Origin of the sequence: Sorangium sp. So ce281, assembly GCF_051527395.1 — a bacterium.
In the GTDB taxonomy this organism is placed as follows: Bacteria; Myxococcota_A; Polyangia; order Polyangiales; family Polyangiaceae; genus Sorangium; species Sorangium cellulosum_B.
Genome location: NZ_CP150322.1, coordinates 10,364,808 through 10,385,879, shown reverse-complemented (window position 1 = coordinate 10,385,879; position 21,072 = coordinate 10,364,808). Strand labels below are relative to the sequence as shown.

Below are 21,072 nucleotides of genomic sequence, written 5' to 3'. Positions count from 1 at the left end.
CCGCGCCCCGCCGGCCGGGCGCGCTCAGCCCGCGAGCCGCCGGTGGCTGTCGAGCGCCGCGCGCTGGTCCTCGAGATCGTCGCCGTAGACGGCCTCGATCGCCTCCGCCGCGAGGCGGTGCTGCCGCTCCGCCGACTCCTCCGGCTGCATCCCGTACGCGGCGTCGCGGATCAGCACCGTGCAGAACTCGAAGCGGTGCTCCCCCATCCGCGACCAGATCCGCTGCGCCTCGCCGAAGCGCAGGTGATCCACGAGCGCCGAGGCGTCCGGGATCATCCGGGCGAGCACGCGCGTGTCGAACTCGCGCCCCAGCACCGCGGCGGAGATCACCGTCTGCCGCGTCCGCGGCTCGAGCCGCTCGAGCCGCGCGACGAGCAGGCTGTTCACGGTCCGCGGCGGCATGAACCGGCTCGAGCGCGCGGCGTCGTGGGCCGACCCGTACCGCCCGTCCTCCAGCCAGTACGCGAGGATCTCCTGCGCGAAGAACGGGTTCCCCCCCGCGGTCTGGCCGAGCAGCGACCCGAGCATCGTGGGGAGCGGGCCGCCGAAGAACGGCTCCGCGAGCGCGAGCAGCCGCTCCGCCGGGAGCGGCGCGAGCTCGATCGCCTGCGACGGGATGCCGGCGTCGAGCGGGATGCGCGCGTCCACCCCCTCCCCCGAGGACGCCGCCGGCCGCGCCGAGCAGATCACCGCCAGCGGCAGGTCCCTGCAGGCGGCCGTGATCGCGCGCACCGCGTCGAGCGAGGTCCGATCGGCCCACTGCGCGTCGTCGAGGTGCACCACCACCGGCTGCAGCGAGCTCTCCGCGACGAGCAGCGCGGCGAGCGCCCCGAGGACCTCGTCGGGCCCCCCGGCCTCGTCCCCGGCCTCCTGGCCGCGCAGCCTGAGCAGCCGCGCGAACGCCCCGCGCGACCTGTCGATCCCGGCCCGCACCTCGGTCCAGCTCTCGGGCAGCCGCTCCAGGAGGAGCTCCAGCGCGAGATCGAGCCCCGCCTCCTTGGCCCGCTGGCCGAGCTCCGAAGAGATCCCGAGGTACTCCTTGAGCGCGAACTCGAACGCGTAGAGCGGGGTCCTCAGCGTCTGATCGCAGCGGGCCTCGATCCACAGCAGCGGGCGCATGTCCATGAGCTGCGCGCGCTGGTGGCGGTAGCTGTGCACGAGGTAGCTCTTGCCGATGCCCGCCTCGCCGAGGATGTACACGACGCCCGCGGAGCGCCCGGTGAACAGGGGCTCGAGCGCCTGCGTCAGCCGCCCGAGCTCGACCTCGCGGCCGATGGGGCCGAGGTCGTAGAACTCCTCTTGCACGGCGATGCGCCGCCGCTCGAGCGAGTACACGAGGATCGGCAGATCGAACCCGTCGAACCGGAAGATGTTCTCCGTCGACCACTGGTGGCTCGCCTCGCCCGCGCGGAAGGCCCGCTCGTCCGCCCAGATCGACGACGGCGCGGCCTTCCGCGCGATCTGCGCGGCGAGGTGGATGGCGCGGCCGACGCACGCGAACTCGCGGCGGCCCACGGCGCCGAAGAAGCCGACCAGGCAGCGCGCGCGGGTGACGCCCACCGCGAGCCGGGGCACGCCGAGGCCGTTGCTCTTCAGCTCGAGCGCGAAGTCGAGGGCGCGATCGTGGTCGCTCTCGTGCGCGACGGGCGCGCCGAAGTAGAACTGCGCGCCGAAGCCGCGCTCCGCCACGGTCATGCCGGCGAACGTCGCGCCGTACATGGCCGAGATCTCGTGCAGCTGCTGGAGGAGCTCCGTCGGGCTCTCCACCCGATCGAGCGAGACCGACACCGTCGTCACCTCGCGGATCTCGCCCTCCGGCGCGAGATCGCCCGCGCCCGGCGGCAGGAACGCCTCGACGTCCGCGTCCGTCGGGGCCGACGCGATCGTCAGCGAGGGGGGCCCGCTCAGGAGATCGGCCTCGTCGAGCTCTGCCACGCTCTCCCGCGCGCTCGCCGCGGGGAGCCGCTCGCGGAAGCTGCGATCGAGGTGGAGCTCGCTGTCGTCCACCCCGCGGTCGGTCGCCTGGCAGGCCTCCATCGCGGGGCCGTAGATCAGGAAGTACGCGCGATCCGGGGCGATGCGCACGATCGTCCAGTGGACCGTGCCCCAGGCGAGCCCGATCCTGAACGGCGTCTGCCCGCCCCCGAGGCCCAGCGCGCGCCGCGCCGCGAGCTCCAGGAGGCTGCGCCGCATCGCGAGCGCCGCGCTGCGGGCGTGCCGGGTGACGTTGCGCCCGGGCCGATCGGGGAACAGCGCGGTGAACCCGCCGGCGGGCGACAGCGTCGCGACGAACCCGCCCGACTGGTGCACGGCCTCGAACAGCGGATCGAAGAACGAGCGCAGCGCGTCCGGATCGAGCGCCTGGTGCACGATCATCTGCTCGGCGAGCTCCACGATCGCCGGCAGCGAGACGTGCAGGACAGCCGCGTCGACCGCTCCCGCGTATTGCCCTTCGGCGTCCTGTTCGAGGATGAAGTCCGGGACGAGCGGATTCATGTCGAAACTGTATCGGGTATCTCCGCCCGACACGAGCGCGGCGGGAGGGCCGCTCGATCCCCGGGCGAGCGCACCCGGGGGGGCGATGAAGAGGTTGTTACGGAAGCGCGCTGCGAGGGTCGTTCAGGACATGTGAAGGGAGGGGTGCGCAAGAGAGCCTCCGCGCACGGGCGGAGGCCGATCCCGTCAGGTTCGTCTTCGTCGGCCCCGCCAGTTCCGCCAGTTCCGCCAGTTTCGCCAGTTTCGGTAGTTCCGCCAGCTTCGTCAGAACGGCCTGGCCGTCAGGCCGTCGACCGGCACCAGGCGGGAGGTGAAGAAGACGCGCACCGTGCCGAGCTCGAGGCGCGCGCCGTCGAGCGTGAAGGGCACCTTGCGGGTCTCTCCCGCGAGGCGCAGGGTCAGCTCGCCGCGGACCGGGCCCGGCGCGCTGGCCCCGGGGCTCGAGGCGCCGGCGCCCTCCTCGGCCGACGCGCGCGCGATCTCGACGACGTAGCTCCCCTTGGGGAGGCTCCGCAGCGCGAGGGACTCCGAGCGCGTGCTCGTCGCGTCGCGCGAGCGCACACCCACCGACGGAAGGGTCGCGCCCATCCACGAGACGCGCCGCCCCTGCGCGTCGATGAGGGAGAGGTCGAGGTCGGCCCCGCCGGTCCACTCGGCGCTGAGCCGCACGTCGCCGGGCAGGTCGGCGGCCGGCGCCGCGTCCGGCTGCGCGAGCCGCCGGTCGATCTCCGCGCGGATCGCGGAGGTCGCGTCGAGGCGGAGCTGGCTCGCGAGCTCGCTCATGCCGCCCTCGCCGGCGCACCGGATCGCGGCGGCGACGAGCTTCGCGTCGGCGGGCGCGAGGTCGGCGAGCGCCACCCGGTGCTGGCACGCGAACGCGGGCCGGCCCGCGGCGTCCCAGAGCTCGGCGAGCCGCGCCTGGGTGGCCCGGTCGCCGGGGCGCACGTCGGCGAGGCCGCCGAGGATGCGCGCGGCGCGGTCGCGCTGGCCCTGCCGCGCCGCGAGGTCGGCGCGGGCGATGAGCGCGTCGGGATCGAGCGCGTCGCGCCCGCTCCAGCGCGCGGTCAGCTCCTGGGCCTCGCCGAGGCGGCCGGTCGTGGCGTAGAGCGCGTAGAGGCCCGCCGTCCTGTCGCGGCTGTCCGGGGCCGCCGCGAGCGCCGCCTCGGCGGCCGCGGTCTTCGCGGCGCTCTCTGGCGCGAGCGTGTTCGTCGCGTCGAAGCTCACCTTGCGATCGAACACCCGGCGCATCGGGATCATCCGCCGCGACGGCGGCGGGCGCGACCACTGCTCGGCGGCGACGAGGCCGTCGTCGCGCGATCTCCGGGCGCGCTCGTCCAGCGGGGGCGCCGGCTTCGGCTCCGCGGGCGCGGCGGCCGTCGGCGCCGGCGCAGGCATGTCGTCGAGCGAGCCCGAGAGGGGATCGAGCTCTTGGAGTCGTCGCTTGGCGGGCGACGCCGGGCGGGCGCCGGCCGACGTGCGAGACTCCGCCTTCGCGGCCGACGCGGCGTCCGGCCAGCCGGAGCCGCCGCCGCCCCTGCCGCTGCCCGACAGGCCGAGGCCCCCGAGCGCGTCGCCCTTCTCCTCGGCGCCCTCGTCCGCCGCGTTGCCGGGCGCCTCCCCCTCGGCGCTCGCGCTCACGCGCTCGGCCTGCTCCTCGCCCGTGAAGGCGGAGGTGATGCCGTCTCGCTCGAGGCCGAACGCCTTGAACATCGCCTCGCTCTCCAGGACGAGCAGCGAGGTGAACCGGCTCGCCACCGAGAAGCGCCGCGACAGCTCGATGATGGCGGGCTTCTGCGCGTCGCCGCCGGTCTCCTCGAGCTCCGCGATCTTCGCCGCGGCGTAGAGGCGCGGGACGAAGGCGTTGCCCGCGCCGGTCGCGGCGACGATGTTGACGGGGTAGGTCTGCTCGAAGCGCTCGCCCGAGACGCGGCCGCGGAGGCGGATCGCGCCGGTGACGTCGGCCCCGGAGCTCATCCGGGCCACGACGAGCGCCTCACCGCCGGCGCGGATCGGGTCGAGCCGCGCCGGCGTGACCTGGGTCAGGCCGGGCGGGAGCTCGATCTCGGGATCGCGCAGCGCGAGGCCGTACGCCGCGCCGAGGACCGACTGCGCCGCGCTCGCGACCTTCTGGCCGGGCACGTAGGGGACCATCACCCCGCCGCCGCCCCGCGCGAGCGCCCTGAGCGACGTGGTGTCCGCGTCGCTCCCGAGCGCGACCGCGACCACCGCGGCGGCGCCGTCCGCGGGGACCGCGCCGCGCGCCGCGGCCTCGATGTGGGCGGGGCGCGTCGGGCCGACCGAGGGCGTGCCGTCGCCGAGGTAGATGATCCGGAGCTCCTTGCCGACGAGCGGGCCGGCGGCCGCGCGCGCCGCGATCATCGCCGCGGCGAGATCGCTGCCGCCGTCGGGCTCGATGCCGCCGAGGAAGCGCTCGACCTCGCCCGCCGAGGCGGCGCCGGGGGCCATGGGGCGCGCGGCGCCGCCCTGGCCGGCGTCGCCGAGCGAGCGGCAGAGGGTGTCGCACGCGAGCACGACGACCTCGTCGCGCCGGTCCATCTCGCGGACGAGCGACGAGGCGAGCCGCGTCGCGCGCGCGAACCGCTCGCCGACCATGGATCGGCTCGAGTCGACGACGATCGCGTGGCGCCGCGAGGTCGACTCCTGCCACCGCGGGAGCCGGGGCCGGATCGCGATCGCGACGTACGGCGACGTGTCGCTCGCGATGGCCTGCGCCGCGGCGAGGGAGGCCTCGTGCTCCGCGCCGTCGCGCTTCGGCGCGCCGGCCGCGCCGCGCCGCGCGCTGTCCACCCGCGGCGCCGCGGGTGGCGTGGCCTGCGCCGGGGCGGGGGGCATCCGGTACGCCCAGGCGGTGACGGGCCGGTCGCGATCGGGGAGCGCGTACTCGACCGTGAGGTCGCCGGCCGGCGTGAACCCGCGGGCCTCCAGCGTGCGGCGGTCGGCCGCGCCGTCCGCGGGCGCGGCGGCGAGCTCGTAGCCGCGCGTCGCGACGCCGAACTCCCGGTCGTGGCCGAGCACCTGCACGTCGAGCGAGAAGTCGCCGATGTTCGTCGTGCCGCTCTGGTCGTGCGCGAGCGGGTAGGTGAAGCGCCGGACGCCGCCGGCCTGCTCGACGAGCTGCGTGTAGGTGAGCACGACGCGCCGCGAGCCGCGCTTCGGGATGGGGAAGATGCGCAGCTCGAACCGGCCGCCCCGCTGCCACTCGAGCAGCGCGGGGTCGCGCCACGGGCCGGGGACCCAGATGATCTCCTCGCGCGGCTTGGGCGCCTTGGGGGCGGCGTTCTGGAGGACGCCGCGCCAGATCGCGGCCCCGCGATCGCGATCGACGAACGCGCCCTCGACGAGCTTGCCGTCCACCTCGAGCGCGAGCCGCTCGATCTGCGCGCCCGGCGGGAGCGGGAACCGGAAGATGCCCTCGAGCTCCTCGTCGGTGTCGTTGGCGAACGTCTCGTCGATCTCCGTCCTGGCGACGACGTCGACGATCCGCACCTTGACGGCGTGCCTGGCGAGCCGGACGGCCCGCTCCTTCTCCTGCGTCGCGCCAGGCTTGCGCGCCCTGAGCTCGCCGAGGCCGCGGAGCGCCGGGGCGTCGGCCTCCTCGGCGGAGCGGTCGCTCCACTCGAGCGTGTCGGCGAGCGACGTCGCGCTCGCGACCTCGGGCGCGGCGCCCTTCGCGAGCGTCGCCTCCTCGCCGGCGCGCACCTCGACGGGCTCGCCGCGCTCGCCGGTGACGCGCACGGCGCCGCGGGCCACCTCGACCGAGGCGCGCGCGGCGCCCGCGGTGATCGCGAGCTTGGTCCCGAGCACCTCGATCTGGCCGTGCGGCACCTCGATGCGCGCGGGCGGCGCGCCGGGGGCCGGGGTGGCGTCGAGGACGACGGCGCCCTCGTCGACGCGCGCGCGGCGGCCGTCGCCGGCGATCCACACGCGGGAGCCGCGGTCGATGGCGAGCGCGGAGCCGTCCGCGAGCGACAGGTGGGCGCGCGTCCGCGCGTCGGTGCGCAGGGTCGCGCCCTCCGGGAGCGGGGCGCCCGCGGCGAGCGGCGCGCAGGCGCCCGCGGCGTCGCACGCCTCGAGGCCGCCCGACTTGTCGGCCGACGCGCGCGACACCGAGGCGACCTTGCCGGACCACGGCGCCCCGGCCGCCGCGGCGACGGACGCCGCCGTCGTTTCGCCGCCGCGCCGCAGGGCGACCCCGGCCGCTACCGCCGCCGCCGCGGCCAGGGCGGCGGCGGCGAAGGCCGAGCGCCGCCCGAAGGCCGCGCGGCGCGCCGCCGGCGCGGTTCGCTCCGGCATCGTGGAGCGCGGTCCGCCCGTGCGCGCCTCGGCTGCGCCGGATCGCGCTCCGGACGTGTCGGAACGCGGCCTGGGCGCAGGGGAACGCTCTTCGGTGGCGCCGGATCGGACGTCGGCCGTGTCGGATCGCCCTTCGGCGATGTCGGATCGCGCTTCAGCGGTGTCCGATCGCCCTTCGTCGATGTCCGATCGCTGCTCGGTCACGCCGGATCCCGCGCCAGCGGCGCCGTGTTGCTCCTCGGCCGCCACCTTCAGGACCGCGCCGCTCGTCGCGCCCTCCGAGGGGCGCGCCGCCTCGATCCGCCGGAGCAGCGCGTCCGCGAATCCGTCTGCCGGCCGGAAGTCCGCGCCGGCCGCCGCGGCCACCTCCGCGGCGCGCGCCGCGTCGTGGCGGAGATCGCGGCACGCGTCGCAGCCGGCGATGTGCTCGTACAGCGCCGGCCGCGCCGTCCCGTCGAGCACCTCCGCGAGCTGCTCCTCGACCTCGCCGCAAAGCCCAACCGAACCCGTCTCTGTCGCGCCCATCGCCCTCACTCCTCGCCCAGCTCGGCCCTGAGCCGCGAAAGCGCGCGGCTCACCCGCTTCCGCGCCGCCGCCTCGTCGATCCCGCACGCGATGGCCACCTCCTTGAAGGAGAGGCCCGCCTCGAAGCGCAGCACCACCGCCTCGCGCTCGCTCGGCTTGAGCCGCGAGAGCGCGGCGCGGGCGCGCTCGGCCCGCTCGCGCTCCGCGGCGAGCTCGCTCGCGTCGGGCCGCGGCCGGGTGTCGTGGACGAGGCGCAGCCGCGCCTCGCGCCGCGCCCTGAGCTCCGTGTGCCGCCCGCAGAGGCGCCGCGCGATCCCGAAGAGCCAGGCCCGCACGCTCCCCTCCGCGCGGTACTGCGGGAACGCATCGAACGCCGCGAGCAGCGTCTCCTGCACCAGCTCCTCGCTCTCGGCCTGCGACCCCGTGAACGCCATGCACAGCCGGCCCAGCGGCATGGCGTAGGCCTTCGCACACCGCGACAGCGCTTCCCGGAAGTCGCCTGCCCCGATCAGCCCCTCGATCGCGCGCGCCTCGTCGGCCCGCGTGTCGCCCTCCGACCCAACGAGCGCTAACCCAGCTGCCATCGCTGCCTCATCGCCGGCCATGTGCCCCCGTCCCCCGAGTTCGTGACCGGATTTTTTTCGCCCCCCGCCCCCGGCGGACTCCGGTGCCCGATCCCACGGTACAGCGCGGTCCGGCCTTTGCCTTTTGCAATGCGATCCCCGCCGCAGCAGAATCGGCCGTTGCCTCAGGAGCCGCGCTTATGAACGAGACAAGCCCGCCTGGTGTCACAAAGGCCGCCGCGCCCCGAGGCGCGGCGCCGAGCGATCCCGTTGACAGGTCGCGTGTGAAGCGATGGAGACGGTCGCTGGCGCTCGCCGCTGCCGTGTCCGCCGCCGCAGCGCTCGCCGCCCCCGCGGCGCTCGCGCAGGGCGCGCCGGGCGAGGCGCAGGGGGAGGGTGAAGCCCCGCCGGCCGGCAAGCGGGTGGTGCTCCCGACCCGGGCCAGCGCGGGCGGGAAGGAGAAGAAGGCGGCCGCCGCCGAGCCGAGGGGGGGCCTGGCCGAGAAGGACAAGGCGGAGCCGCCGGTGGAGGAGCGCGCCGCGCGCGGCGTGGTGGTCATCGAGCGCGGCGGGCAGGTCCTCGGCCTCGGCGCGGCGCTCGCCGGCGACGGGCGCATCCTGACGGCGCTCTCGCCGCTCGGCGCGGGCAACGACCTCACGGCGCGCCTCGCCGACGGGACCACCGTGCGGGTGAAGCTCGGCCACCACGACCGCGTGTGGGATCTCGCGCTGCTCGTGCCGCAGACCGGCAAGTGGGCCGAGGGGCTCACCGCCTCGTCGCGCGATCCGGTGCGGCCGGACGCGCAGATCCGCTCGTTCTCGGCGGCGCGCGGCAAGGTCGCGGCGACCTCGCTCGTGCTGCGATCGCACCGGACGCTGATCGGCGGCGACGACCGGCCGCTCGAGCGCGCGATCGAGCTCGGCTCGCGCGTCTCGCCGCTCGATCTGGGCGCGCCCATCATCGACGAGGACGGCCGCGTTGTCGCGATCCTGGGCCGCGGCTGCGTCCCGAACGAGGGCAAGCCCTGCACGCCCGTCGCGTTCGGCGTGCCGATCAGCGCGATCAGGGCGTTCCTTCGCGCGGTGCCGCCGACGGCCGTGCCGCCCGCGGCGTGGCTCGGGATCCAGGGCGTGAGCGAGGCGGCGCCGGTCGCGAAGGGGGTCCGGGTCACCGTGGTGCACCCCGAGAGCCCTGCGGACGAGGCCCGCTTGACGGGCGGCGATCGCGCGGAGAGCGACATGATCCTCGCCGTCGACGGCGTGCCCGTCACCAGCCCCGAGGCGCTCTCCGACGCGATCCGGACGCACGCGGTCGGCGAGAAGGTCCCGCTCACCTTGCTGAGCCGCGGGAAGTACCGGCAGGTCACGGTCGTGCTCCGCGCTGCGCCGGAGCCGTCGGCCGCCGCGGCGAAGCGGCCGGAGGCCGAGCTCCCGCCGCCGAGCTCAAGCGGCAAGTCGACCGAGGAGTACCGCAAGTAAGCAAAAAATGATGCGGGGCCGCGCGCGGATTCTATAAGCTCGGCGCTCGGGCCCGACCCGGTTGACACCCCGTCGACCGAACCTCCAGGATCGGGCTCGAGCGGCTCGGACGGGCGCGCTCGCGGTTCTCATTCAACCCCGCGCCTCGCGCGGGGCCATCGATCGGGTGATCCGTGTCCCAAACGTTTCGAATCGAAGTGGCCGGCGAGACGAACGTCGGGCGCAAGCGCAACCACAACGAGGACAACTTCGGCATCATGGTGGAGTACGGCCTCTTCATGGTCGCCGATGGAATGGGGGGGCATGCGTCGGGCGAGGTCGCGTCGAAGATGGCGGTCGACGCGATGCAGGACTTCTTCGCCCAGACGCAGGACGACCCGGAGCGGACCTGGCCCTACAAGATGGACCGGTCCAAGGGCTACGAAGAGAACCGGCTGATCACGGGGATCAAGCTCGCCAACCTGCGGATCTACGAGACCGCGCAGCGAGAGGCGAAGAAGCGGGGCATGGGGACGACGTTCGTCGGCATCTTCACGGCGAACGACGGCGTGTACGTCGCCCACGTCGGCGACAGCCGGGTCTACCGCTTCCGCGAGGGCCGGCTCGAGATGCTCACCGAGGACCACTCGCTCCTCAACGACTACATCAAGATGAAGCGGCTCACGCCCGAGGAGATCGCGAATTTCCCGCACAAGAACGTGATCGTGCGCGCGCTCGGGATGAAGGACACGGTCAAGGTCGACACCCGCTTCGAGGTGCCGCAGCTGAACGACACGTACATCCTCTGCTCCGACGGGCTCTCCGGGCCGGTGAGCGATCTGGAGATGACCCAGATCCTGACGGAGCATCAGGACATCCAGGTCGCGACCGCCAAGATGATCGAGCGCGCCAACGAGAACGGCGGGCCCGACAACGTCACGTGCGTCCTCGTTCGTTGGACCCAGTGACCGCCGCTCGGCGACGGTGATCAGGGCAGGGCGCCGCCGCTCCAGGGGATGAGGACCAGGAAGACGAAGGCGATGAGCGCGAGCATGAAGAGGCTCGTCATCAGGTAGGTCGAGCGCGGCGAACGCGCGGTGCTCCAGCCGTCGCCGTAGAACTTCCCCCGCGAGCGCACCCGGATCCGGCGCTGCACGCCGCGGAGAAGGCTCGGCGGCGCCGCTGGCGGCGGACGCATCGCCCCCCGGACCAGCTCGCGCAGATCCAGCTCGTCGACGAGCGGCAAGTCGCCGTCCTCGGGGAGATCGCCGTCCTCGGGCAGGTCGCCGTCCTCGGGCAGGTCGCGCAGGGGCGCGGCGGGCGGGCGCTCCACGGGGGGCGCCGGGGGACGGCTGCCGCTCTCCGCGTCCGAAGCGGCCGGCTCATCGGCTCGCCCCGTGCGCTTCGGGTCGTCCGCTCCGCTCATTTCCCGCCCCTCACCTTCTCGCCCATCATCTTCTCGACCAGCGCGCGGAGCTGGCCGCGCGCGCGATGGATCCGGCTCTTCACCGTCCCGTCCGGCAAACCCGTGACCGAGGCGATCTCTTCGTACGACATGTCCTCCACGTCGCGAAGGATGAGCGCCTCCCGGAACTCGGGATCGAGCTGCCCGATGGCGCGCTTCACGACCGCCTCGAGCTGCATCCCCTCCACCAGCTCGTCGGGGCGGCTCACGTCGCCGACGCTCACGCCCTTGGCCGCGGACAGCGGCACCCGCTCGGCCATGGCATCGACGTCGTCCTGGGCGTCGGCGTGCCGCCGCGAGAGGTACTTCGTCCGGTTTTTGCAGAGATTCACGGCGATCCGATAGATCCACGTCGAGAGCTTCGATTCGCCGCGGAACTGATCGATCGCCTTGAAGACCTGCACGAAGACTTCCTGGGACACGTCCTCGGCCTCGTCACGCCGGCCGAGCATGCGGTAGACGAGCGCGAACACGCGGCGCTCGTACATGATCACGAGCTCGTTGAACGCGCTCTCGTCGCGCGCGACGAGCCGCGCGATGAACTGCGCCTCGCCCGCCTCGAGCGGCGCCGACGACGCGCGCCCGAGCTCAGCGCCCGCAGGGGGCGGAGAGCCGCCTCCGCGGTCCGTATCTACATGGGTAGGGGCTCCGCGTCCGCGGGCCCCTTCATCGCTCGCCACGCCGTCCGGTCCTCCAGGAGCCAGGGGCTCGCGCACGCCCCGCGGCAGGCGCAGAGCCCTCGGTGAGACCACGGTAAACAACCCCGGCTCGACCGCGCCAGACAATAGCGAGCAGGTGACGGCGCAGGACGCACCCGCGAGGCGGCGCGACCTCGCCCGAGGCGCTCTCGCCCACGCGATGAAGATCGGCCGCCATGACCCCCCTCAGAGGGCGTGAGGGCTCGATGGTTCCGGCGCGTGGATTCGAACCACGATTAGGGGATTCAAAGTCCCCCGTCCTGCCCTTGAACGACGCCGGAGTGCTGCGGGACGGAGCCGACCGCCGCGCGGCGCGCACCTTAGCGCGAGTCGCGCAGGATGGCACCCGTCCCGGTCCATGAGTCGGCTCTGCGGGCCGGATGGCTGATGCCGCGCGTGGCGTCCGCCTCGGATCGGCCTCGCCTCAGGCGGAACTGCCCGCGCTCGCGGCGACCCGCCGGCGCCGGCTTCGCGCCGGACACCGAGGCCTTCTCCGCCCGGTGGAGCGGCAGCGCGGGCGCGCCGGTGTCGTCGCCCGGGGTCGCGGCCGCTTCCTCGCGCGCCGAGGTCGCGTCGGCCGCAGCGCCGTCGCGCGCCGGGGCCGCCGCGGCGAGCGCCGCAGCGCCGGCGCGCGCCGGGGCCGCCGCGGCGAGCGCCGCAGCGCCGTCGCGCGCCGGGGCCGCCGCGGCGAGCGCCGCAGCGCCGGCGCTCGCGGCGAGCTCCGGGGCAGGCAGGGCGACCTGCGCGGCGGTGGCCGCGACGCCCTGGGCCACGCCGAGGTGCGCCGCCGGCGCGGCCGCAGGCCTCGCCTGCGAGGCCGCAGGGGCGACCACGCTCAGCACCGAGAGGCCCAGCACGAGCACGAGCGCCGCGCTGCCCGCGGCCGCTCCGGCGGCGCCGCGAGAGACGCGGGCGCGCCGCGCGAGCCGCGACCAGGTGCCCGACACGCGCCCGCGCGGCGTCTGATCCGCGTCGCGCGCGCCACGCGCCGGCCCGAGCCCGGGCTTCGCGGCGCCGGGCCTCGGCGCCACGGCGCTCGGGAGCGTGTCGGGCGGGGACGAGGGGGCCGCGGGGAAACAGGACGGAATATCAAGAGAAATCGGCTGCGAGGGGCGGTCCTGCCGCAGCACGGCCTCGGCCAGCGGGAACCGGCCGAGGGTGAAGGCCTCGGCGCGCTCGCCGCGCGCCTTCGCGGGGGAGCCCTGGTGGAAGCGGGGCGCGACGGAGCTGAGGTCGTCCGGCGTCAGCGCGAAGCTGAGCGGGCCGGTGGACTCAGGCGCCTCGCCCGCGGCGGAGAGCGCGGGCGCCTCGTCGCGCGGGGGCGGCTGGGAAATCGTCCAGCCGAGCGCCTTCACGTCGCCGGCAGGCGTCCAGCACTCGAGGCCTTCGCGCCAGACGCGCGTGCTGTGGGGGAGCTCCCCCAGCTCCAGCGCGCGCCAGAGCGCGACCGTGCTCATCGCCTCGAGAAAGTCGCCGCGGTCGATGCACCAGGGCTTCGACTCCGCCGGTGCCTCCTCCGCGCCGGCGTCCGACGTGAACGGCATCGTGGGGGCGCTGCAGAGGCTGCTCAGCTGCCCCTGCCCGCACCGCTCCGCGCCGCCCGACGCCGGCACGCCGTCGCCAAGCCCCTCCACCTTGTACGCTGCGCTCGGGCCCATCGCTGTCTCCCTAGCGAGCCGCGGCGGCCCACCCGATGCTGCTTCCGGGTGCACCTCCGCTGCTCTCGTGCGTCGGTAGCGGATGCTGGCGCGGTGGGCCAAGAAAGGTGCCGGGCGGGGCAGGCGCCCAGGCCGGGGGCGCGGCGACGCTGCGCGGGCGAGGGCGCGGCGACGCACGCTGCGCGGGCGAGGACGCGGCGACGCACGCTGCGCGGACGAGGGCGCGGCGACGCACGCTGCGCGGGCGAGGGCGCGGCGACGCACGCTGCGCGGACGAGGCGGCCGCGCAGCGTGTCGCGGCCCGACGTCAGAGGTCGGTGTAGTTGTCGGCGAACATCGCGCGCTGGCCGAGGAAGGCGATCTCGAGCGTGCCGCTGACGTCCGTCCCTCCGGTCGAGCTACGGACCACGTTGAGCGCTGGCATCAGCCGGATGAGCCCGCGGTACTCCGTCCCCACCGGCGCGCGCGCCAGCGTCACGTGGACCGGGGCGCGGAGGCTGAGGCGGACATCGGCGGGCGCCTCGTCGTTGAGCGCGACCGCCACCTTCGCGCCGAGCGCCGCGCGGAACGTGGCGTTCGCCACCTTGTCGACGAGCCCGGCGTGCGCCGTGATCGTGAGCTCCTGGCTCTGCACCGGCGCGCCGAGCACCTCCTGCCTGCAGCGCGTGGCAGGGACGAACGCGGTGGACTGGGTGACCGGATCCACGCCGTGGACGACGTCGCCCGCGGGCTCGCACCACTCGAGCGTGTCCGTCGACGCGGTCCAGCGCGAGTCGAACTTGATCTCCCCTTCGAGCGTGGGCGCGAGCTTCTTCCCGCCCTCGCCGACGTAGACCGCCGCCGCGCCGACGCTCCAGGGGACAGCGGTGAGCTCGCGCGGCGCGTAGGTCGGCGGCAGGCTCTGGTCGCGCCGCTCGGGGCCCGGACCCAGGTAGCTGAACCGGGTGCGGCCGATCGCGCCGCCGACGTAGAGGATCAGCGGGGGATAGGCCGAGCTGCCCTCCCCCTCGAAGTCGAGCCGCGCGAACGAGGCGGACAGGCGCAGGGTGCCGGTGGGCGTCTGGGCCGCGTCGCCGGCGCCGGAGAACCCGATCAGCGTGGCCAGCCCGTCCTCGGCCGCCACCTCGGCCTCGAGCACGGCGCTCACATCCCATGCCGTCGGATCCGTCACCTCACCGAACCCGGCCAGCACGCCGAAGCCGGCCCGCGCGAGCGCCGCGCCCCCGGAGCTGCTCGTGACCCCGACCGGAACGAGGTAGACGAGCTCGCGGCCCGTGGCGGCCGGCGAGATGGCCGCGCCCCCGGCAGGCGCGAGCGGCGCAATGGGGGCGATGGGAGCGCCCGACGCGGCCGGGGCGACCGGCGCAATCGCGTGGCCCGGCTGCGCGGGCGCCACGGCCGCGCCAGCGCCCGGCGCCGGCGCGGCGGGTGTGCTCGGCGCGGCAGACGGGACCGGCGCCGTGGGGGCGCTGGCCGCCGTGGGGGCGCTGGCCGCCGTGGGGGCGCCGGGCGCGGTGGCGGCCGGCGGGACGGGCGCCGGGGGCGCTGCGCCCGGCGGCACGGGAGCCGACGGCTGCCCAGCGCCCTGGGCGAGCGCGGGCGCGGCCAGCGTGAGCGAGAGCAGCGCCGCGGCGCGCTGGAGCAGCAGGGCGCCCCTCACGGCGCCACCGTGAAACGGAACGTGAGGCAGTCGGCGCCGCTCGACGTGTCGTAGTCGGCGCGGGTGCTCTGGTTCGTCTTGGGATCGAAGGCGAAGATCTGGAACTTGCCGATTCCGTTCCGGACCCTGAAGCGGAACACGTAGTTGCCGGGATCCAGATCGAACTCGGAGAAGACCGTGTTGCGGATCGAGAACGGCCTCACCCCCGCCGGATCCGCGGTGGGCGCCGGGTCCTCGAACAGATAGCCGACGGCGCTGAGGTGGTACTCGTCGCTGTGGAGCTTGAGCTTGATCCTCTTCATGATCGAGAGCGATCCTCTCACACGCGCGCGGCACGGTACAGCGGCTGGAGGGCGCGCTACATGGCATCGATCGGGCCCGCCCGCCCGTCCGGGCCATTTCTGACGAGCGCAGGTGGCTCATTTCTCGTGAGCGCCGGAGGATACCGGAGCGGTAATGTTTTCAACTGGGCATATACATAGGGGAGCGTCGGGGGCGCTCGGGTATCCGTGATAGTTTTGACTTCAGGTGGTACCGGTCATCGGGTGGTGGGGGCATTTGCCCAGAGAGATGTCCCATGAAGGCGGGAAGTCGGGAAGATCATTGATGATTTTCTTCCCGCCTTGATGTTCAAATGACCCCACCATCGGGAGGAGCGTAGCGCCTCGAGGCGCTCAGCCGCCGCTGGCGCGCCGCACGGCGACGCCGACGCCGGCGGTGCTGTAGCAGCCGCTCACCGTCCAGGAGATGGTGGTGTTGGAGTTGGCCACGAGATAGCCGGCCAGCGCGACCATGGTCGTCGGATCGGTCAGGCGCCGGGTCATGGTGGAGGTCGCCGCGGTGGGGCTGATGGTGGCGCCGGTGTTGGCGGCGCGCGCCGCCATCACCGTGTACACGAACGAGCCGCTCGCGCTGAAGGTGGTGGTCACCCCTCGGGGCACGGCGCCGGCGCCGCAGTCCGCCGCATTGGTGTGGATGCCGGTCGTGGTGGCGCTCGCGAACGGGTTCGACTGGTGCACGGCCTTCAGCTCCACCACGTTGGCGAAGTACACGCCCCAGGTGTTCGAGCTCGCCATCTGCACCACCACGGGCTTGTTGCCGGTGGCGGCCGGAAGCTGGCTGTCCAGGAGGTAGTAGATGTGCGCGGCGGAGTTGTTGTCGGCCTGCCGCGAGTTGAAGAGCGTCATCGGCGTGCCGTCGTAGGTGACGCTCACCGGCACGAGCGAGTTCTCGGAGGCGACGATCCCGACAAGGACCATGCGATCGTTGTCCCGCGGTGTCTGCAGGGCGTGGGTCACGTTGATGATGGGCGCCGAATTCCCGATGGTGCTCAGGGTGCCGGTCGTGCCCGAGTTGACGACGACGATGTCCGGCGAGACGACGCAGTTGCCGTTCGAGCAGATGGACCTCGTCCCCGAGCACACGTGGCCGCAGTCGCCGCAGTTGCTGGCGGTGCCGAGCTGGGTCGTGCAGCCCTCGCGGGGGTCGCCGCAAGCCTTCCAGCCCGGGTCGCAGGTGGGCACGCAGGTGCCGGCCGTGCAGGCGGTGGCGCTCGCGTGCGCCTGGAGGCACTGGGTGTTGCAGGCGCCGCAGGCGTTGACGTCGCCGGAGACGTCCTTCTCGCAGCCGTTCATGCCGTTGCCGTCGCAGTTGCGCCACAGGCCGCTGCACGCCGGGGTGCAGCCCGACGAGCTGCATTGATTGCTGGTGACGTGGGCGCTGGCCCCGCTCTGGCACACGAGGTTGCAGCCGAGGCAGTTGCTCTCGTCGTCCCACAGGTCGATGTTGCAGCCGTTCCTCGGTACCCCGCAGTCGTCGTACTGCGCGCTCGTGCACACCGGGTTGCAGGTGCCGTCGAGGCACAGGTTGCTGGTGGTGTGGATTATGTTGCACTGGGTGCCGCAGGCGCCGCAGTTCCCCTCGTCGGTCCTGACGTTGGCCTCGCAGCCGTCGGTCAGCGAGCTGTTGCAGTTGCCGTAGTCCGCCTTGCAGCCGGCGAAGGAGCACGCGCCGCCCTGGCAGGTCGCGGTGGCGTTCGCGTAGATCGTGTTGCAGTTGACGCCGCCGGCGGCCGCGCAGGCGCCGCAGTGGGTCTGGTTCGAGTTGACGTTCGTCTCGCAGCCGTTGTCCGGATTGCCGTCGCAGTCGCCCATCCCGCTGTTGCACGTCCGCACCTTGCAGTCGCCGCCCTCGCACTTGGGGGTGCCGCCGGCGATGGTGCAGGTCTCGCCGCAGGCGCCGCAGTGGCTGAGGCTCGTGTCCGTGCTCGTCTCGCAGCCGTTGTCGTAGCTGCCGTCGCAGTCGGCGAAGCCCGGCTCGCAGCTGCCGATGGCGCAGCCGGTGGCCGTGCACTTGCCGGTGCCGTTGGCGACCGTGCACAGGCCGCCGCACGTGCCGCAGTTCTCCGGATCGGCGGCCAGGTTCACCTCGCAGCTGTCCTCGGGGTCGCCGTTGCAGTCGCCCCTGCCGGCCGGGCAAATCGTCTCGCCGCAAACGCCGTCGCGGCACCAGGGCCTGCCGCCCGCCTCGGGCACGCACTCGATGCCGCACCCGCCGCAGTGCAACACGTCACGGGTAGTCGCCCTCTCACAGCCGTCGACGACCTGGCCGTTGCAGTCGGTGAAGCCCGCGTCGCACTCGACCTTGCACTCCGACGCCTCGCAATACGCGTCGCCGTTTGCGGCCGGGCACAGCTCGTCGCACCCGCCGCAGTGGCTCGAGTCCGTCGAGGTGTTCACCTCACAGCCGTTCTCGGGATTGCCGTCGCAGTCGGCGTAGGGCGCTTCGCACGCCTTGACCTTGCAGGCGCCGCCCTGGCACTCGGCGGTCGCGTTCGGCAGCGCGCACTTCAGGCCGCAGCTGCCGCAGTTGTCCGTGTCGGTGCGGACGTTCACCTCGCATTCGCCCTCGGTCTGGCGATCGCAGTTGGCGTAGCCGTCCGAGCAGGTGGGGCCGCACACCCCGTCGATGCAATCGTCGCTGAGGCAGTCCACGCTCGAGCGGCAGCTCTTGCCGTCCTGGCAGCCCCCGCAGTCGGCGCCGCAGTCCACGTCGCTCTCGGTGCCGTTGGGCACCCCGTCGGTGCACGTCGGCGCGACGCATTGGCCGTCCTGGCACACGCCGCTCTCGCAGTCGCTGGCCCGGTTGCACTTCTTGTCGGTCGCGCACTTCTTGTCGCAGCTGCCGCCGCAATCGATGTCCGACTCCGAGCCGTCGCGGGCGCCGTTCATGCAGCCCGCTTCCTGGCAGACGCCGTCGATGCACTCGCCCTCGGCGCAGTCGCGGCTCGCGGCGCAGCCGGAGTCGAGCGGGCATGGATCACACTCGCCGCCGCAGTTCAGGTCCGTCTCGCCGTCGGACTGCACGTCGTCCGTACAGTGCGCCGGCGGGCCGGATACCGACGCGAACTGGAAGTCCGGCACGCTGCACGAGGCGGCGGCGGCGAAGATCCCCGCCGTCAGCGCGGCGGCCGAGAACGCGCGGAGCAGCGCGAAGCGACGCAGAAAGCCAAAGCTAGGGGTCGACATCCAGCGACAAAAGTACCATTCGCGGGCGGATTTCGCGGCCAGAAATCGAGAAGACGGCGTCAGGATCCGCGCGTTGGACCTCCGCCGGCGCGCGCACCTCCGACCACGACGCGGTGCGGCGTCGTGCGTGGCCGAAGGCCGCGCCGCCGCGTTGACGCGCGTGGCCGAAGGCCGCGCCGCCACGTTGACAGGAGCGGAGGCGTCAAGTCACCATGGCAGGCGCCGCATGAGGAATTTTCCGCGAATTTTCCGCGTCGCAGCGGTGCTGCTGCTGCTGCTCGAGGCGCCCGCGCTCGCCCAGGACACCGACGAGCTCAAGCAAGCCCGCGCGCAGTTTCAGCAGGCGACCGAGCTCGAGCAAGCGGGCAACTGGGCCGCGGCCCTGCAGCAGTTCCGCGAGGTCGGCCAGGTGCGGATGACGCCTCAGGTGCGCTTCCACATCGCCGTGTGCGAGGAGAACCTGGGGCGGCTCGTGACCGCGCTCGGTGGCTACGAGCTGGCGCTCGCGGAGGCCGACACCGTGGGGCCCGATTTTCGGACCGAGGTCGAGCAGTCGATCGGCCGGCTGCGCGCCCGGATCCCGAAGCTCGTCATCGTGCGCGGCAAAGGGGCGGCCTCCGCGGCCATTGCGCTCGACGGCGTCGCCCTCGGCGGGACGTCCATCGGCGTCGAGGTGCCGCTCGATCCCGGGCCTCACGCGCTCACCGCCAAGGCCCCGAATTACAGGCCGTTTCAACAAACGGTGGAGCTGAAGGAGGAGGGGGTGACGCGCGTCGAGGTGTCGCTCGAAGCATTGCCGCAAGAGCTGCTGATCCAGGCGGGCGCCTTGCGGGAGAGGCCGCCGTCCAAGGTGGTGCCGTACGTGATCGGGGGCGTCGGCGCCGCGAGCCTGATCGGCGCCGGGGTGCTGTTCGGGCTCCGCCAGGGAGCGCTCCAGGATCTGGAAGACGCCTGCGGCCCGGACGGCAAGTCGTGCCCGCCCTCCCTGCAGTCGCGCTACGACGACCTCAAATTCTATCACTACGGCGCGCAGGTCGCGCTCGGCGTCGGCGTCGCCGCGCTCGGCACGGCGACCGCGATCTTGCTTCTTCAGAACAGGAAGCCAAAGCAGCCCGAGAAGACCTCGCTCCAGCTCGTGCCCATCGCGGGCGGATCCGAGATCGGCGCCAGTCTCTCAGGCACGTTCTGAGGGAGCCGAGTTCGTCCAGAGCGGGGTGCTAGAACCCCGGATCGTGCTTCCACGACTTGGGCGTCGTGGGGGCCGGCGCCGGGCTCGGCGGCTTGCTCGGCTCGGCGGGCTTGTTCTGACGGCGGGGCGCCGCGCGCGCGGGTGACACCGGGGGCGGAGCCGGCGTCGGCGCTGCGCTGGCCGAGACCGAGGCAGAGGTCTCGCCCGGGGGCGCGCCGGGCTCGGTCGCAGGGGGCGCCTCCGCCTTGGAGGGCGCGGGCGTCGGGGCGGCGGACGCCGGGGCGGCGGGCGCGGCGACGGAAGGAAGAGGGGCGGGCGCGTCGGCGCTCCGGAGCAGCATGGCGAGCACGCCGGCGGCGAGGAGACCGAGGATCACGACGACGGGCAGCGCGCGGCTCCTGGAGCGCGCGAACGGCGGGATCTCGTCGTCGAGCGCGCTCATTCCGGCCACGTCTCGGGCCGCGCCGCGGAAGACGACGGTCCTGAAGGCGCTCACCGACGAGGGGCCCGCGCCGGTCACGTCGGAGCTGCCCCGGTTGTTGCTCAGCTGATTGCGGTCGGCGCGCTCCAGCGCTTCGGTGAGGGCCGCGCGCGTTTGCTCCTGCTGGTCCTCGAACAGCTCGCGGACGAAATTGGCGACGTCCTCGTCGGTGGCTCGCTGGTTCGGCGGAAGCGCCTTGTCGAGCGCTCGCATCAGCTCGTTGGCCGTGGCGTAGCGCTCGTCGCGCTCCTTTTCGAGCGCGCGCATCAGCACGGCCTCGAGCGACGCCGGGTAGTCGGCCTGGAACTCGTGCGGCGCCTCCACCGGGTCCGTGGACGAGATGGCGAACAGCGTCGCGCCCTCGGATTCCCTGCGGAACGGGTGTTTGCCGGTGGTGAGCGTATAGAGCACGATGCCCATCGCGAACACGTCGACGCGCCGGTCGATCGCGTCGCCGCGCACCTGCTCCGGCGCCATGTAGCTCACCTTGCCCTTGAGCTGCCCGGCCTGCGTCGTGCTGTCGTTGAGCGCGGTGGCCTTGGCCACGCCGAAGTCCACGACCTTGGCCAGGCCGTTGTACGTGACAAGGATGTTCTGCGGGGAGATGTCGCGGTGCACCAGGCCGACGAGCTTGCCGCTCTTGTCCTTGAGCTCGTGCGCGGCGTGCAGGCCGGCGCAGGCCTGCGCCACGATGCGCACCGCGATCGGGATCGGCATGCCGCTCTGCCGCTTCGCGACCTTCATCACGTGGTTGAGCGGAATGCCGTCGATCCACTCCATCGCCAGGAACAGCACGCCGTCCTGCTCGCCGAGGTCGAGGATCTCGACGGCGTTCGGGTGCCGGATCTGGGACGCGAGCGACGCCTCCGAGAGGAACATGCGCTCGAACTGGTCGTCCTCGGACAGCGTCGGCAGCATCGTCTTTACTGCGACGATCTTCTGGAAGCCGCGCGTTCCCTTCAGCCGCGCCGCCCACACCATGGCCATGCCGCCTGCCGCGATCGGCAGCAGCAGCTCGTAACGACCCAACACGGACCCG

13 protein-coding genes and 1 tRNA gene are annotated in these 21,072 nt (G+C 73.7%); 3 read left to right on the top strand and 11 right to left on the bottom strand.

The annotated features are described in order from the left end of the window. Positions 1-24: 24 nt before the first annotated feature. From WMF27_RS39665 to WMF27_RS39655, 3 genes are all read right to left on the bottom strand, one after another. Positions 25-2,496: an AAA family ATPase gene (locus WMF27_RS39665; protein ID WP_437763701.1), complete on the bottom strand. Its 2,472-nt coding sequence runs from the start codon at positions 2,494-2,496 to the stop codon at positions 25-27. A 264-nt stretch (positions 2,497-2,760) separates the two neighbouring features. After that, positions 2,761-7,335 (bottom strand): VIT domain-containing protein, encoded by a 4,575-nt coding sequence (locus tag WMF27_RS39660; RefSeq protein WP_437763702.1) that lies wholly within the window; start codon positions 7,333-7,335, stop codon positions 2,761-2,763. 5 nt (positions 7,336-7,340) lie between these two features. Then, a complete protein-coding gene (locus WMF27_RS39655) occupies positions 7,341-7,919 on the bottom strand; it encodes an RNA polymerase sigma factor (RefSeq protein WP_437763703.1) in 579 nt (192 codons plus the stop codon). Between the two features lie 263 nt (positions 7,920-8,182). Here WMF27_RS39655 and WMF27_RS39650 point away from each other — a divergent pair, with 263 nt between their 5' ends. Both WMF27_RS39650 and WMF27_RS39645 read left to right on the top strand, forming a co-directional pair. Next, on the top strand, positions 8,183-9,376 hold the full coding sequence (locus WMF27_RS39650) for a S1C family serine protease (protein WP_437763704.1): 1,194 nt from the start codon (positions 8,183-8,185) through the stop codon (positions 9,374-9,376). A gap of 173 nt (positions 9,377-9,549) precedes the next feature. After that, the gene (locus WMF27_RS39645) at positions 9,550-10,323 is read left to right on the top strand and encodes a Stp1/IreP family PP2C-type Ser/Thr phosphatase (RefSeq protein ID WP_272102167.1); all 774 of its coding nucleotides are present in this window, start codon (positions 9,550-9,552) and stop codon (positions 10,321-10,323) included. 20 nt (positions 10,324-10,343) lie between these two features. On the opposite strand, the gene WMF27_RS39640 is transcribed toward WMF27_RS39645, so the two are convergent. From WMF27_RS39640 to WMF27_RS39610, 7 genes are all read right to left on the bottom strand, one after another. Beyond that, the gene (locus WMF27_RS39640; protein WP_437763705.1) at positions 10,344-10,781 is read right to left on the bottom strand and encodes a hypothetical protein; all 438 of its coding nucleotides are present in this window, start codon (positions 10,779-10,781) and stop codon (positions 10,344-10,346) included. Continuing rightward, the gene (locus tag WMF27_RS39635; RefSeq protein ID WP_437763706.1) at positions 10,778-11,500 is read right to left on the bottom strand and encodes a sigma-70 family RNA polymerase sigma factor; all 723 of its coding nucleotides are present in this window, start codon (positions 11,498-11,500) and stop codon (positions 10,778-10,780) included. The genes WMF27_RS39640 and WMF27_RS39635 overlap by 4 nt, the downstream gene beginning before the upstream one ends. Before the next feature lie 225 nt (positions 11,501-11,725). Beyond that, positions 11,726-11,799 (bottom strand) — tRNA-Gln (locus WMF27_RS39630). A gap of 39 nt (positions 11,800-11,838) precedes the next feature. Beyond that, positions 11,839-13,176: a hypothetical protein gene (locus WMF27_RS39625; RefSeq protein WP_437763707.1), complete on the bottom strand. Its 1,338-nt coding sequence runs from the start codon at positions 13,174-13,176 to the stop codon at positions 11,839-11,841. A 307-nt stretch (positions 13,177-13,483) separates the two neighbouring features. Next, positions 13,484-14,836, bottom strand: coding sequence for a hypothetical protein (locus WMF27_RS39620; protein ID WP_437763708.1), 1,353 nt, complete (start codon positions 14,834-14,836; stop codon positions 13,484-13,486). After that, positions 14,833-15,138, bottom strand: coding sequence for a hypothetical protein (locus WMF27_RS39615; protein WP_437763709.1), 306 nt, complete (start codon positions 15,136-15,138; stop codon positions 14,833-14,835). The genes WMF27_RS39620 and WMF27_RS39615 overlap by 4 nt, the downstream gene beginning before the upstream one ends. Positions 15,139-15,510: 372 nt before the next feature. After that, positions 15,511-18,363, bottom strand: coding sequence for a hypothetical protein (locus tag WMF27_RS39610; protein WP_437763710.1), 2,853 nt, complete (start codon positions 18,361-18,363; stop codon positions 15,511-15,513). 226 nt (positions 18,364-18,589) lie between these two features. On the opposite strand from WMF27_RS39610, the gene WMF27_RS39605 reads away from it, so the two are divergent. After that, complete coding sequence (locus WMF27_RS39605; protein ID WP_437763711.1) at positions 18,590-19,552, top strand: PEGA domain-containing protein; 963 nt, start codon at positions 18,590-18,592, stop codon at positions 19,550-19,552. Positions 19,553-19,580: 28 nt separating this feature from the next. Here the strand turns inward: WMF27_RS39605 and WMF27_RS39600 are convergent, their stop codons facing one another. Continuing rightward, positions 19,581-21,062, bottom strand: a complete 1,482-nt coding sequence (locus WMF27_RS39600) for a serine/threonine protein kinase (protein ID WP_437763712.1) — start codon at positions 21,060-21,062, stop codon at positions 19,581-19,583. Between the last annotated feature and the right edge of the window lie 10 nt (positions 21,063-21,072).

What these genes read in the sequence shown, in the direction of transcription:
- WMF27_RS39615 (WP_437763709.1), bottom strand. Translation starts at nt 15,138, where the DNA reads ATGAAGAGGATCAAGCTCAAGCTCCACAGCGACGAGTACCACCTCAGC.
- WMF27_RS39665 (WP_437763701.1), bottom strand. Translation starts at nt 2,496, where the DNA reads ATGAATCCGCTCGTCCCGGACTTCATCCTCGAACAGGACGCCGAAGGG.
- WMF27_RS39610 (WP_437763710.1), bottom strand. Translation starts at nt 18,363, where the DNA reads ATGTCGACCCCTAGCTTTGGCTTTCTGCGTCGCTTCGCGCTGCTCCGC.
- WMF27_RS39625 (WP_437763707.1), bottom strand. Translation starts at nt 13,176, where the DNA reads ATGGGCCCGAGCGCAGCGTACAAGGTGGAGGGGCTTGGCGACGGCGTG.
- WMF27_RS39605 (WP_437763711.1), top strand. Translation starts at nt 18,590, where the DNA reads ATGAGGAATTTTCCGCGAATTTTCCGCGTCGCAGCGGTGCTGCTGCTG.
- WMF27_RS39640 (WP_437763705.1), bottom strand. Translation starts at nt 10,781, where the DNA reads ATGAGCGGAGCGGACGACCCGAAGCGCACGGGGCGAGCCGATGAGCCG.
- WMF27_RS39655 (WP_437763703.1), bottom strand. Translation starts at nt 7,919, where the DNA reads ATGGCAGCTGGGTTAGCGCTCGTTGGGTCGGAGGGCGACACGCGGGCC.
- WMF27_RS39660 (WP_437763702.1), bottom strand. Translation starts at nt 7,335, where the DNA reads ATGGGCGCGACAGAGACGGGTTCGGTTGGGCTTTGCGGCGAGGTCGAG.